Origin of the sequence: Mesorhizobium sp. B2-8-1, from assembly GCF_006440955.1 — a bacterium.
Lineage (GTDB): Bacteria > Pseudomonadota > Alphaproteobacteria > Rhizobiales > Rhizobiaceae > Mesorhizobium.
Genome location: NZ_VFTX01000005.1, coordinates 127,159 through 139,743 on the forward strand (window position 1 = coordinate 127,159; position 12,585 = coordinate 139,743).

The 12,585-nt window shown below is 62.8% G+C and carries 11 protein-coding genes and 2 pseudogenes; 10 read left to right on the top strand and 3 right to left on the bottom strand.

The features are described 5' to 3' along the window. From FJ428_RS15120 to FJ428_RS15135, 4 genes and pseudogenes are all read left to right on the top strand, one after another. Positions 1-459 carry a GNAT family N-acetyltransferase gene (locus FJ428_RS15120; protein ID WP_140879642.1) on the top strand — a complete coding sequence of 153 codons (459 nt, stop codon included), beginning with the start codon at positions 1-3 and terminating at the stop codon, positions 457-459. Continuing rightward, the gene (locus tag FJ428_RS15125; protein WP_140625101.1) at positions 459-2,024 is read left to right on the top strand and encodes an amidase family protein; all 1,566 of its coding nucleotides are present in this window, start codon (positions 459-461) and stop codon (positions 2,022-2,024) included. Before FJ428_RS15120 ends, FJ428_RS15125 begins: the two co-directional genes overlap by 1 nt. Then, entirely contained in the window at positions 2,018-2,281 is a 264-nt protein-coding gene (locus FJ428_RS15130; protein WP_140879643.1) for a hypothetical protein, read from the top strand. The genes FJ428_RS15125 and FJ428_RS15130 overlap by 7 nt, the downstream gene beginning before the upstream one ends. Positions 2,282-2,340: 59 nt before the next feature. Further along, positions 2,341-3,116 (top strand): annotated as a pseudogene (locus FJ428_RS15135) (YdcF family protein). Here FJ428_RS15135 and FJ428_RS15140 read toward each other — a convergent pair. Beyond that, complete coding sequence (locus FJ428_RS15140; protein ID WP_140879644.1) at positions 3,089-3,808, bottom strand: DUF599 domain-containing protein; 720 nt, start codon at positions 3,806-3,808, stop codon at positions 3,089-3,091. The pseudogene FJ428_RS15135 and the gene FJ428_RS15140 overlap by 28 nt on opposite strands. A gap of 176 nt (positions 3,809-3,984) precedes the next feature. Between FJ428_RS15140 and FJ428_RS15145 the strand changes: the two genes are divergently transcribed. The 3 genes from FJ428_RS15145 (at position 3,985) to FJ428_RS15155 (ending at position 6,969) form a co-directional block, all read left to right on the top strand. After that, on the top strand, positions 3,985-5,388 hold the full coding sequence (locus FJ428_RS15145) for an L-serine ammonia-lyase (protein ID WP_140729168.1): 1,404 nt from the start codon (positions 3,985-3,987) through the stop codon (positions 5,386-5,388). A gap of 69 nt (positions 5,389-5,457) precedes the next feature. Continuing rightward, on the top strand, positions 5,458-5,895 hold the full coding sequence (locus FJ428_RS15150; protein ID WP_140498734.1) for a DUF1489 family protein: 438 nt from the start codon (positions 5,458-5,460) through the stop codon (positions 5,893-5,895). Positions 5,896-6,270: 375 nt separating this feature from the next. Beyond that, entirely contained in the window at positions 6,271-6,969 is a 699-nt protein-coding gene (locus FJ428_RS15155) for a DnaJ domain-containing protein (protein ID WP_181167300.1), read from the top strand. Positions 6,970-7,016: 47 nt separating this feature from the next. On the opposite strand, the gene FJ428_RS15160 is transcribed toward FJ428_RS15155, so the two are convergent. After that, positions 7,017-8,450, bottom strand: a complete 1,434-nt coding sequence (locus FJ428_RS15160) for a D-alanyl-D-alanine carboxypeptidase family protein (protein WP_140879645.1) — start codon at positions 8,448-8,450, stop codon at positions 7,017-7,019. 283 nt (positions 8,451-8,733) lie between these two features. Between FJ428_RS15160 and FJ428_RS15165 the strand changes: the two genes are divergently transcribed. The 3 genes from FJ428_RS15165 (at position 8,734) to clpA (ending at position 12,138) form a co-directional block, all read left to right on the top strand. Next, positions 8,734-9,063: a phasin family protein gene (locus tag FJ428_RS15165; protein ID WP_140498728.1), complete on the top strand. Its 330-nt coding sequence runs from the start codon at positions 8,734-8,736 to the stop codon at positions 9,061-9,063. A 270-nt stretch (positions 9,064-9,333) separates the two neighbouring features. Then, positions 9,334-9,663: an ATP-dependent Clp protease adapter ClpS gene (gene clpS / locus FJ428_RS15170; RefSeq protein WP_027051901.1), complete on the top strand. Its 330-nt coding sequence runs from the start codon at positions 9,334-9,336 to the stop codon at positions 9,661-9,663. Between the two features lie 6 nt (positions 9,664-9,669). Beyond that, complete coding sequence (gene clpA, locus FJ428_RS15175) at positions 9,670-12,138, top strand: ATP-dependent Clp protease ATP-binding subunit ClpA (protein WP_140515345.1); 2,469 nt, start codon at positions 9,670-9,672, stop codon at positions 12,136-12,138. A gap of 59 nt (positions 12,139-12,197) precedes the next feature. Here clpA and FJ428_RS15180 read toward each other — a convergent pair. Further along, positions 12,198-12,578: pseudogene (locus tag FJ428_RS15180) on the bottom strand (hypothetical protein); the annotation flags it as partial. Positions 12,579-12,585: the final 7 nt, after the last annotated feature.

Genomic DNA, 12,585 nt, shown 5'->3' on the forward strand with positions numbered 1-12,585 from the left:
ATGGCCATCGAGATCGCCATCGAGACGCCGCTGCAGGACGACGTGCGCGGCTTGGTCGCGGAGCTCAACGAGACGCTGCTCGAATTGACGCCGCCGGAACACTGCTATCATCTGACCGTCGAGCAGATGGCCGGCCGGGACACCACGGTCTTCGTCGCCCGCGACGAGGGTCTTGCAATCGGTTGCGGAGCGCTGAAGCGCCATGACGGTGCCATAGGCGAGGTCAAGCGCATGTACACGCGGCCCACGCATCGCGGCCAGAAAATCGGCGCGAGGATCGTGGAGCGTCTCGAAGCGCTGGCGCGCGAGGAAGGATTGAAGCGTCTGGTGCTGGAGACGGGTGATCGCCATCCTGCCGCCTGGGCTGTCTATGAACGTTCCGGCTTCTCGCGTTGCGGTCCGGTGCTGGATTATCCCGATTCCGAGTGGTCGGTGTTTTACGAAAAGAGCCTTGCCTGATGAGCGACCTGACCCGACTGACGATTTCGCAGGCCCGCGCCAAGCTGCGCGCCAAGGAAATCACCGCGACCGAGATTGCCGACGCCTATCTCGCTGCGATCGAGCGCGCCAATCCGGCGCTCAACGCCTATGTCGTGGTGACGGGCGACAAGGCGCGCGACATGGCCAAGGCCTCCGACGCCAGGCTGGTCAAAGGCGAGGGCGGTGCGCTGGAAGGCATTCCGCTCGGCATCAAGGATCTGTTCGGCACCGAGGGCGTGCACACCCAGGCCTGCAGCCATGTGCTCGACGGCTTCAAGCCGCATTACGAATCGACCGTCACCTCCAATCTGTGGGCCGACGGGGCGGTCATGCTGGGCAAGCTCAACATGGACGAGTTCGCCATGGGCTCGTCCAACGAGACGTCCTATTACGGGCCGGTGGTCAACCCGTGGCGGCGTTCGCGCGTTGACACGATGGTGATGCCGACGACGCACCAGGGCGATGGCGGCTTCGTTTCGGCCGGCGGCACCAGGACCGCGCGCACCCTGGACAATGCGCAGCTGGTGCCGGGTGGCTCGTCGGGCGGCTCGGCCTCGGCCGTCTCGGCTTTCCTGTGCGCGGGCGCCACGGCCACCGACACTGGCGGCTCGATCCGCCAGCCGGCCGCGTTCACCGGCACGGTCGGCATCAAGCCGACCTATGGCCGCTGTTCGCGCTGGGGCATCGTCGCCTTCGCCTCGTCGCTCGACCAGGCCGGGCCGATCGCCCGCGACGTGCGCGATGCCGCGATCCTGCTCAAATCGATGGCCTCCGTCGATCCGAAGGACACGACCTCTGTCGACCGGCCTGTGCCGGACTACGAGGCGGCGATCGGCAAGCCGATCAAGGGCATGAAGGTCGGCATTCCCCGGGAATACCGCGTCGACGGCATGCCGGAGGAGATCGAGGCGCTGTGGCAGAAGGGCATTGCCTGGCTCAGGGATGCCGGCGCCGAGATCGTCGACATCTCCTTGCCGCACACCAAATACGCGCTACCGGCCTACTACATCGTGGCGCCCGCCGAAGCCTCGTCCAACCTTGCGCGCTATGACGGCGTCCGCTACGGCCTTCGCGTCCCGGGCAAGGATATCGTCGAGATGTATGAGAAGACCCGCGCCGCCGGCTTTGGCCGCGAGGTCAAGCGCCGGATCATGATCGGCACCTATGTGCTGTCGGCGGGCTATTACGACGCCTACTATCTGCAGGCGCAGAAGGTGCGCAATCTGATCAAGCGGGACTTCGAAAACGTCTTTGCCGCCGGCGTTGATGTCATCCTGACACCGGCGACGCCATCTGCCGCCTTCGGCATCGCGGACGAGGACATGGCTTCCGATCCGGTGAAGATGTACCTGAACGACATCTTCACCGTCACCGTGAACATGGCGGGCCTGCCGGGCATTGCGGTGCCCGCCGGCCTCGATCCCAAGGGATTGCCGCTCGGCCTGCAACTGATCGGCAGGCCGTTCGAGGAAGAGACGCTGTTCCAGACCGCCGCCGTCATCGAGCAGGCGGCTGGAACGTTCCAGCCGGAGAAGTGGTGGTAGAGGAAGAGCAGATCTTATCAGATGGATATGCAAGCTTGTTAGCGCTGGCTGTCCTTCTGCCGCTTTACTGCTACTGGCTTTGGTACGGCGTTCCTGCGTTAATTTCTGCGTTCAAAACGAAAACGTTCAAGACAAGGACTGGACAATGGCGGAAGATTGAAGAGCCAGAGATGTATTGGCTCGGTATCGGCTTTTATGTTTTAGCCTTGACAGTGATTCCAGTTTGTATTGTCTCGGTGTTGTATCCATATTTTTAAAATTGTTGCTGACCAGTATCGTGTGTAAATCTCTGGAATTTTAAGAGGGCATCCGATATATGTTCTTCTATCTTTCCAAGGTCTTCTGGTTCTTCATTCAGCCGCTCAACCTGACGATCTTCCTGCTGCTGGCGGGGCTGGTCGCGGCATTTTTTGGCCGCCGGCGGCTGGCGTTTTTGGTTCTGGCGCTTTCGGCCTGGACCTCGCTCGGCGCATTGCTGCTCAACCCGCTGGAGGAACGCTTTCCGCGCCCGCCGCTGCCGCAAAAAGTCGATGGCATCGTCGTGCTCGGCGGCGGCTTCGAGGGCGGCATCAATCTGGTGCGCGGCGGTTATGAGCTGAACAGCGGCGGCGACCGGATGGTCGAGACGGCCGTGCTGGCGCGGCGCTTTCCCGACGCCAAGGTGGTCGTCTCCGGCGGCAATGGCGAATTGTTCCTCGACGGCGAGGGCGATGCCGCCACCGCGCCGCGCCTGCTTGGCGCGCTTGGCGTGACGCCGGAGCGCCTGATCTCGAGGGCAAATCGCGCAACACCTATGAGAATGCCGTCTTCACCAAGGCCTTGATAGCGCCGAAGCCGGGCGAAACCTGGCTGCTGGTCACCTCGGCCTACCATATGCCGCGCGCCAAGGCGCTGTTCGACAAGGCCGGCTTCGCGACCGTCCCCTGGCCGGTCGACTATCGAACGTCGGGAGACGAAGGCATCGGCCTGTTCCGCGACAATCCGGCTGATGCGCTGCAGGCGGCCACAATGGCGATCCGCGAATGGATAGGGCTGTTCGCCTATTGGCTGTCCGGCCGCATCGATCAGCCTTTTCCCGCACCAGGCGGCTGACCGATCACGGCGCGGCGCGCCGCCGAGAAGAACTGGCGCCGCACCAGAACGGCCAGGAGCAGAAGCGTCGACAGCACGAACACCAGCGGATCGACGAACCAGCCGAGATAGCCGATCGAAAAGAACACGCCGCGCAGGCCGGAGTTGAAATGCTTGCCTGCCAGCATGTTCATCTGCGCCGCCCTCCACACCGCCGTTTCGGTGACCGGGTTGCGCGAGGCTTCGCCATGCGGGATCGGCACAGCACCGATCAGGATCGAGCAATAGTTGAACAGACGGTAGGCCCAGCCGAACTTGAAGAACGAAAACGCCAGGATCAGCACCAGTCCCAGCACCTTGATCTGAAAAGCCGGGCGCGACGAGGCGCCGCCCAGAGGCAGGGTGCTCAACACCTCGAGGACGCGGTCGGAGGCACCGAGCAAGGCAAAGCAGCCGCCAAGCGCGATCAGGGAACTGGAGGCGAAGAAGGCGGTGCCTTGCTGCAGGCCACCCATGATGGCTGTGTCGACGATGCGGATCTCACGCTCGGCCATCCGGTGCATCCAGGCCTGACGCTGCGCATTCATCGCCGTTGTCAGCGACATGCGGCTGACCAGCACGCCGTCCGAGGCGAGCGTATGCAGAACCCACGCAATGAGGAAGAACGCCAACGCCGCGAGATCGGCTGTCGAAAGATCGAGGGAATCGCCCATTGGCGGAACCCTATCACATCCAGTGCGATTGCTTCGATCGGCCGCCGGCAGCGACGGCCATGTCGCTGCCGGAGCAAACAAGGTCGGCGGGCGCTGCGCCGCGCCGTTCAAAACAGCGGAAACATCGCAGGAGTTCCTATATGTAGTCCCAGAGCGGCTTCGGGAGATTGTGGCGCGTGTTCCTTTCGGTTTTCGACCTGTTCAAGATCGGCATCGGACCATCGAGTTCGCACACGATGGGACCGATGACGGCCGCCCGCCGTTTCCTCGACGAGATCGCCGGAGACGACTGGCCGCGTCCGGTCGGCGCCAAGGTCGCTCGCATCGGCGCCAGCCTGCACGGCTCGCTCGCCTATACGGGCATCGGCCATGGCAGCGACCGTGCCGTCATTCTCGGCCTTGCCGGCCAGACGCCGCAGACGGTCGACCCTGACCAGGCGGACGGCATTGTCGCTCGCATCACCGCCGACAAGCTGGTTTCACCGCGCGGTCATCCTTCCTACCGTTTCGATCCGGCCAGCGATCTGGTGCTCGATCGCAAGACGCCGCTCCCCGGCCACGCCAACGGCATGGCGTTTTATGCCTATGACGCTGGCGACCGCCTGCTGCTCAAGCGGATCTATTATTCGATCGGCGGCGGCTTCGTGGTTTCGGAAGAAGAGCTGCAGCGCATGAAAGCCAAGGGTTCGGTGACGACCGAAGGCAAAAAAGTCCCTTATCCCTTCAAGAACGCCCTCGAGATGCTGAAGATGGCTGGCAAGAGCGGCCTTTCCATTGCCGAGATGAAGCGGGTCAACGAGGAAACACAAATGTCGCGCGATGAGCTCGACGACGGCCTCGACGCCATCTGGGGTGCCATGAAGAGTTGCATCGAGCGCGGCCTGTCGCAGGACGGCATCATGCCGGGCGGGCTGAAGGTGCGCCGCCGGGCCAGGCAATTGCACGACAAGCTGCAGGAGCAGTGGCAGCAGAACCGGCCCAATCCGCTGCTCGCCAATGACTGGCTGTCGATCTATGCCATGGCCGTCAACGAGGAGAATGCGGCCGGCGGGCGCGTCGTCACCGCGCCGACCAACGGCGCGGCCGGCACGCTGCCGGCAGTACTGCGCTACTGGCTGCATTTCCATCCCGAGGCCGACCAGCCCAGCATTCGCGATTTCCTGCTCACGGCAGCCGCCGTCGGCGGCATCATCAAGTCCAATGCGTCCATCTCCGGCGCCGAGGTCGGCTGCCAGGGCGAAGTCGGCTCGGCTTCGGCCATGGCGGCGGCCGGCCTGTGCGCCGTCATGGGCGGCACGCCCGAACAGGTCGAGAACGCCGCCGAGATCGCGCTGGAGCACCATCTGGGCATGACCTGCGATCCGGTCGGCGGGCTGGTGCAGGTGCCCTGCATCGAGCGCAATGCGCTGGGCGCGGTCAAGGCGGTGACGGCCGCCTCGCTTGCCATCAAGGGCGACGGCACCCATTTCGTGCCGCTGGACGCCGCGATCGAGACCATGCGCCAGACCGGCCTCGACATGAACGAGAAGTACAAGGAGACCAGCCTCGGCGGGCTGGCGGTCAATGTGGTGGAGTGTTGAGCCCGCTGGCACTGTGGAGAACTTGCTCAGGCCGTTGACGCATCCGTGCGACGGATTAAATCTTGGGCGATGGCTCTCAACCTCCTAAAGCTCTGCGTCGGCTGCGACAGCGTCGAGGATCTCGAAGAATGGATCGCGTTCCGCCTCGACGAGCGGCGCCGTGCCGGCGAACCGGCCGAGCATTGGCACACCACCCGCATGGTGCCGACGCGCGCCGATGAGGTTACCGACGGTGGCTCGCTCTACTGGGTGATCAAGGGAAGTGTGCAATGCCGGCAGTTGATCACCGAGATCCGGCCATTCACCGATGACGAGGGCATCGGCCGCTGCCATCTGATGCTGGATCCGCAAGTGGTGCGCACCGACTGGCAGCCGCGCCGCGCCTTTCAGGGCTGGCGCTATCTAAAGCCATCGGATGCACCCGCCGATCTCGGCAAGGGCAAGCCGGGGCAGGTCGAAATGCCGCCGAAACTCCGGCGCGAGCTCGCCGATCTCGGCCTGCTCTAAATCACTATCGGCTTGTTCCGAGCAGCCCATTGGCTTGCTCCGAGCAGCCAGTTGGCTTGCTCCGGGGCAATCTGGCGGCATGGTCGGCCCGTATAGGCGGACTGCGGTTGCTGGCCCTCAATGTTGCTGTCCGTTGGACTTGCAAGCGTCGCGACAACGCCACATCTTGAAAATCATGAGCGATAGGAACCATCCGGTTTCGATATCTGACGCACTCGCACCGACCACATCGCGCCGCGGCGTGGTGGGATGCGGACCATGTGTCGCGCAAGGTCATGATTGCGGCGCAGAAATAACACCCGGTGGCGGCATGCTCGTGTTCAGGAATAGTCTGGAAAACCGGCCGATCGCCGGGCATTCACGGGGCAGTGGAATATGATAGGCGCGATCATCGCTGTCGTCGCATTGCTGCTGGTGCTGATGGGCCTGGCAACGGCTTTCGTGCGGGCCGACCCGAGCAGGCTTGCAGGCGACATGAGGAAGGTTGGGCCGGTTTTGCTGGCATTGATCGGCGGCGCCGTGCTGCTGGTCGGGCGCGGCGGTCTCGGCGGCATCATCCTGCTCGCAGCGATTGCCTGGTACGGCTCGATGCGGCTGAACCAGCGAGCCGTGATGCCGGCGCGGAGACGCTCGACCGTACGCACAGCGGCGCTGGAAATGGACCTCGATCACGATACAGGCGGCCTTGAAGGCCTTATCCTGGCAGGCCGCCATGAAGGCAAGATGCTTGGTGCGATGGGCAAAGCCGAATTGCTGCAGCTGTTTCGCGAACTCTCCGGTGACCCGGAGAGCCGGCAACTGCTAGAGACGTATCTTGACGGCAGATTTCCCGTCTGGCGCAAAAACGCTGAGGCGCACAGTGGCGAAGGGCTGGGTATTGCGCCAGGTCCGGGCGCCATGACTAAGGAGGAGGCCTACAAGGTCCTTGGTCTTGAAGCGGGGGCCGCCGCGGCGGATGTCCGCAAGGCGCACCGCCGCCTGATGCAACGCCTGCACCCCGATATCGGCGGCACGTCTTTCCTGGCGGCGCGGATCAACGAAGCCAAGGACGTCTTGCTCTCCAATCACAACTAGTCTCCTTCGACGCAGAAATTTTCCGGGAGATATCTTCCACGCCGTCCCTACTGCTGGACGGCGTAGCACTCGATTTTCTTCTTCTTGAGGGCGGTGCAGGCCTTCCAGGCCGCGGTCTTGGAACCGAAGCCGCCGAAGCGGGCGCGGTAGTACGTGACGCCGTCCTTGTCGAAGGCGACGGTGAAGCCGGAGGCATCTGCCAGCACCTTCGGCGCCTGCTTGGTGGCCTTGTCGAGGAAGGCCTGGGCTTCGGACTGTTTCGGCGACGAGGCGACCTGAATGGCCCAACCCGACGGGACCGACGCGGTGTTGACCGGGTCGACGGCCGGCGCGGGCTCGGCATAAGCGGACACCACCTGTGCCGTGGCGACCTTGGGGGCGGAGACGATAACCGTCTTCACCTTCTTTGCCGGAACAACCAGTTTGGGTTCTTCGGCTGCGGTATCGTCGGCGACATCGCTGTCGCCCTGGGCAACCGTCGCGTCGTCGGCAACGGCCTCGTCCGCGTCATCGGCGCTTGCCACCGCCACCGGCTTCTCGTCCGGAGTCGGTGCGTCGTGCTTGGGCAACAGCACTCTGGCCAATGCCGTCACCGGGTTGCCGCTATCGGCCTTTGCGACCAGATCGCCGCCGCCCCGGGTCGATGCCCGCGGCAGATAGGTGTTGATCAAGGCCGCCATCTGATTGTCGCGGCTGCTGCCCGAGGTGCCGCCCATGACCACGCCGACAATGCGACGGTTGCCGTCGGAAACCGACGAAACCAGGTTGAAGCCCGAAGCGCGGGTGTAGCCGGTCTTGATGCCGTCGACGCCCTTGATGCGTCCAAGCAGGCGGTTGTGGCCGTTGATGCGCTGGCGGCCATAGAGGAAGGAGCGCTGCGAGAAATAGCCGTAATATTGCGGGAAATGTTCGCGCAGCGCGATGCCGAGCGTTGCCATGTCGCGCGCAGTGGTGAACTGGCCGGGATCGGGCAAGCCGTTGGCGTTGCGGAACACGGTGCCGTTCATACCGAGCTGCCGCGCCTTGGCAGTCATCATGCGGGCGAAGTTGGTCTCGTTGCCGCCGAGCATTTCGCCGAGCGCGGTGGCCGAATCATTGGCCGATTTGGTCACCATCGACAGGATGGCGGTCTCGACCGCCACCGATCCGCCCGGCTTCACGCCGAGCTTCGTCGGCGGCTCTGCCGCGGCATGAGCCGAGAAGACGACCGGCGAGTTCCGGCTGATCTTGCCCTTGGCCAGAGCCTCGAAAGTCAAATAAAGCGTCATCATCTTGGTGAGCGAGGCGGGATAACGCCGGGCGTTGGCATCCGAGGAGTAGAGCACCTTGCCGGTCTTGGCGTCGACCACGATGGCCGCGGACTTCGCGGCGAGCGACGGGGCCGCACTTGCAACGACGATGGTCATCGCCACGGCGATGATCATGACCGTTTTGAAAGGGGACGCGGATTTGGAAACGATGCCCGACAACGCCTGACGCACTGATAGTTCCTTTGAATTTCTTGTTGCGCTGGAGGCGGCAAAGGGATCCTGCCTCACTTCCGGGCAAGCTATCGGGGCAGCGTTACCAATCCGTTTATGGTAACCGCCGCGTTCACCATTTTCTGGTGGTTTGAGCCTCTGTTTATTCGAATTTTAGCCATTGCCCACACCGGCTAGGACGGAAGCTGGCGATTTCTTGACTTTTGTGCGTCGCACAATATATTCGAGTGCATTGCACAAGGCGCTCGGGGCAGGGCGCATCAACCGTCCAGGGAGAATTGAAATGACGCAGACCTATGAGGACTTCAGCAAATACGGCAAAGAGTTCGCCGACACCGGCTTGAAGAGCTTCGCCTCTTTGTCCAAGGGCGCGCAGGCAATTGCGGCCGAGGCCGGCGAATACACCAAGAAGAGCTTCGAAGCCGGCAGCGCCGCTTTCGAGAAGATTGTTTCGGCCAAGTCGCTCGACAAGGCGATCGAGGTCCAGTCCGACTATGCCAAGCAGTCCTATGAGGCGTTCGTCGCCGAGGCCACCAAGATCGGCGACCTCTATGCCGAACTCGCCAAGGAAGCCTACAAGCCGTTCGAATCGATCGTTGCCAAGGCGAAGTAATTTCGTTCGGCAGTACGAGATCTGGGCCCATTGGGCCAAGACAGAGCCCGGCCGCGCCAGCGTGGCCGGGTTTTTTCATGTCAATTTCCGATCAGGGGCCTGGCTCGCCTTCACGATTGCGAAAATCCGCCAAGTTGGGCACCTAGCCATATTGTCAGCTAACCAGAAGGGCTTAAAATCGTCCATCGAACACCTACATGTCGAACTCGCATGAGGATTCGAAAGAGGCAGGATTACGTGACGATCGGTTTGACTGCCACAAGGGCACGGATGCAGAACGGCAGCGGCGACGGCAATGAGGCCGGCCGCGGCACGGCGGTCATCACGCGCACAAAGACCAAGACCAAGAAACCCAGCCTCTATCGGGTCCTCATCCTGAACGACGACTACACACCGATGGAGTTCGTGGTTCACGTGCTGGAACGTTTTTTCCAGAAGGACCGCGAAGCCGCCACACGCATCATGCTTCATGTTCACAATCATGGAGTGGGCGAGTGCGGGGTCTATACATTCGAGGTGGCCGAGACCAAAGTGTCCCAGGTCATGGATTTCGCCCGACAAAATCAGCATCCGCTGCAATGCGTGATGGAGAAGAAGTGAGGTAACATGCCGGCTTTCTCCCAAGGCCTGGAAAAGGCGCTTCACCAAGCGCTGACGCTCGCCAACGAGCGGCACCATGAATATGCAACCCTTGAACATCTGCTGCTCGCCCTGATCGACGACACCGAGGCGGCCGCCGTCATGCGCGCCTGCAATGTCGATCTCGACGAGTTGAAGCACACTGTTCTCACCTATATCGACACCGAGCTCGACAATCTGGTTACCGGCTATGACGAGGATTCCAAGCCGACCGCCGGCTTCCAGCGCGTCATTCAGCGTGCGGTGATCCATGTGCAGTCGTCCGGCCGCGAAGAGGTCTCCGGCGCCAACGTGCTCGTCGCCATCTTCGCCGAGCGCGAGAGCCATGCCGCCTATTTCCTGCAGGAACAGCAGATGACCCGTTACGACGCGGTCAACTACATCTCGCACGGCATCGCCAAGCGTCCGGGCGCGTCGGAGACGCGTTCGCCGCGCGGCGCCGATGACGAGCAGGGTGGCGCGAACGGCGCCGAGCCGCAAGAGGAAGGCGGCAAGAAGAAGCAGCAGCAGGACGCGCTGACCGCTTATTGCGTCAATCTCAACAACAAGGCCAAGGCCGGCAAGATCGATCCGTTGATCGGGCGCGAGTCCGAGATCAACCGCACCATCCAGGTACTGTGCCGCCGTTCCAAGAACAATCCGCTCTATGTCGGCGATCCCGGCGTCGGCAAGACGGCGATCGCCGAGGGCCTCGCCAAGCGCATCGTCGAGGGTGATGTTCCGGAAGTCTTGCACAACGCCACCATCTTCGCGCTCGACATGGGCACGCTTTTGGCCGGCACGCGCTATCGCGGCGATTTCGAAGAGCGGCTGAAGCAGGTCGTCAAGGAGCTCGAGGATTATCCGGGCGCTGTGCTGTTCATCGACGAGATCCACACCGTCATTGGCGCCGGCGCGACGTCCGGCGGCGCCATGGATGCGTCCAACCTGTTGAAGCCGGCACTGTCTTCGGGTGCGATCCGCTGCATCGGTTCGACAACCTACAAGGAGTTTCGCCAGTTCTTTGAGAAGGACCGCGCGCTCGTACGTCGCTTCCAGAAGATCGACGTCAACGAGCCGACCATCGAGGACGCCATCGAGATCATGAAGGGCCTGAAGCCCTATTTCGAGGAGTTCCACAAGGTCCGCTACACGACGGAAGCCATCAAGGCTTCGGTTGAGCTGTCGGCGCGCTACATCAACGACCGCAAGCTGCCGGACAAGGCGATCGACGTGATCGACGAGACCGGCGCCTCGCAGATGCTGGTGCCGGAGGCCAAGCGCAAGAAGACCATCGGCATCAAGGAGATCGAAGCGACGATCGCCACCATGGCGCGCATCCCGCCGAAGACTGTTTCGGCCGATGACGAGAAGGTGCTGCAGGGGCTCGATATCGAGCTGAAGCGCGTCGTCTACGGCCAGGACACCGCGATCACCGCGCTGACCTCGGCGATCAAGCTGGCGCGTGCCGGCCTGCGGGAACCGGAGAAGCCGATCGGCTCCTATCTGTTCTCGGGTCCGACCGGCGTCGGCAAGACCGAAGTCGCCAAGCAATTGGCCGCTTCGCTCGGCGTCGAGCTGATCCGTTTCGACATGTCGGAATATATGGAACGCCACACGGTCTCTCGGTTGATCGGCGCGCCTCCCGGCTATGTCGGTTTCGATCAGGGCGGCCTTTTGACCGACGGCGTCGACCAGCATCCGCATTGCGTGCTGCTGCTGGACGAGGTCGAGAAGGCGCATCCGGACCTGTTCAACATCCTGTTGCAGGTGATGGACCATGGCAAGCTGACCGACCACAACGGCAAGCAGATCGACTTCCGCAATGTCATCCTGATCATGACCACCAATGCGGGCGCGTCGGATGCGCAGCGCGCGGCGATCGGTTTCGGTTCGACCAAGCGCGAAGGCGACGACGTCGAGGCGATCAACCGGCTGTTCACGCCGGAGTTCCGCAACCGTCTCGATGCGATCATCCCGTTCGGCTCGCTGCCGGTGCCGGTTATCCATCAGGTGGTGCAGAAGTTCGTCATGCAGCTGGAGGCCCAGCTCTCCGAGCGTGGCGTCACCTTCGACCTGTCGCCGGATGCGATCGCCTGGCTCGCCGACAAGGGCTATGACGAGCGCATGGGTGCGCGTCCGCTCGGCCGCGTCATCCAGGAGCACATCAAGAAGCCGCTGGCAGACGAAGTGCTGTTCGGCAAGCTCAAGAAGGGCGGCACGGTGCGCGTCAGCGTCGAGAAGAAGGAAACCGGCGAGACCGGCCTGAAGCTCGAATCGCTCGCCGACGAGGCACCGGTGAAGCCCAAGAAGGAAGAACCGGAAGACACCCCCAAGCAGCGCAAGGCAGTGGCCAAGAAGCCGGCGGTCAAGAAGGCCGTCGCGCAGAAGCCCGAGCCCAAGGGCAAGGACGGCGGCAAGCGCAGCCTGGTGCCGCAACTGCCGCGCAAGAGCTGATAGTCACTCCCTCGAAAAAGCCCCGGAAACGGGGCTTTTTTGTTGGCACAAAGGGACGATCACTGAAGCGTTGCCGGCGGCCCCTGGACAGCAAGCGGCGTCGGGCGGATTTTGGCTGATTTGTCCGTCCAGGACGGCGGTGCTCCCACCTTGGCGCCGACCATGCCGGACAGGCCGGGTGCCCGGCCGAAGGCCTCGCAGGCCGCGTCTTTCGGCTTACCGCCGAGGAACGATTTTATATGTTGGCCCAACGGTATCGAGATATGCAATCCCGACGGCGCCTTGCCGGTAACGAGCATGCGCGAAAAGTCGTTTCCGAAAGTAGCGCCCAGACTGTACGCATCGCCGATCTCGGAGACCATGGCCTCGTTGGTGAAGGAGTTCGCTCCGCGGGACCAGACCATGGCGGCGCGTTGGATGCCGTTCCGGTCAAGTGCCTCCATGAGA

Bases quoted from the DNA above. Each gene is read 5' to 3' on its own strand.
- FJ428_RS15150 (WP_140498734.1), top strand. From the start codon at position 5,458: ATGGCTCTCAACCTCCTAAAGCTCTGCGTCGGCTGCGACAGCGTCGAG.
- FJ428_RS15140 (WP_140879644.1), bottom strand. From the start codon at position 3,808: ATGGGCGATTCCCTCGATCTTTCGACAGCCGATCTCGCGGCGTTGGCG.
- clpS (WP_027051901.1), top strand. From the start codon at position 9,334: ATGCAGAACGGCAGCGGCGACGGCAATGAGGCCGGCCGCGGCACGGCG.
- FJ428_RS15125 (WP_140625101.1), top strand. From the start codon at position 459: ATGAGCGACCTGACCCGACTGACGATTTCGCAGGCCCGCGCCAAGCTG.
- FJ428_RS15120 (WP_140879642.1), top strand. From the start codon at position 1: ATGGCCATCGAGATCGCCATCGAGACGCCGCTGCAGGACGACGTGCGC.
- clpA (WP_140515345.1), top strand. From the start codon at position 9,670: ATGCCGGCTTTCTCCCAAGGCCTGGAAAAGGCGCTTCACCAAGCGCTG.
- FJ428_RS15165 (WP_140498728.1), top strand. From the start codon at position 8,734: ATGACGCAGACCTATGAGGACTTCAGCAAATACGGCAAAGAGTTCGCC.
- FJ428_RS15155 (WP_181167300.1), top strand. From the start codon at position 6,271: ATGATAGGCGCGATCATCGCTGTCGTCGCATTGCTGCTGGTGCTGATG.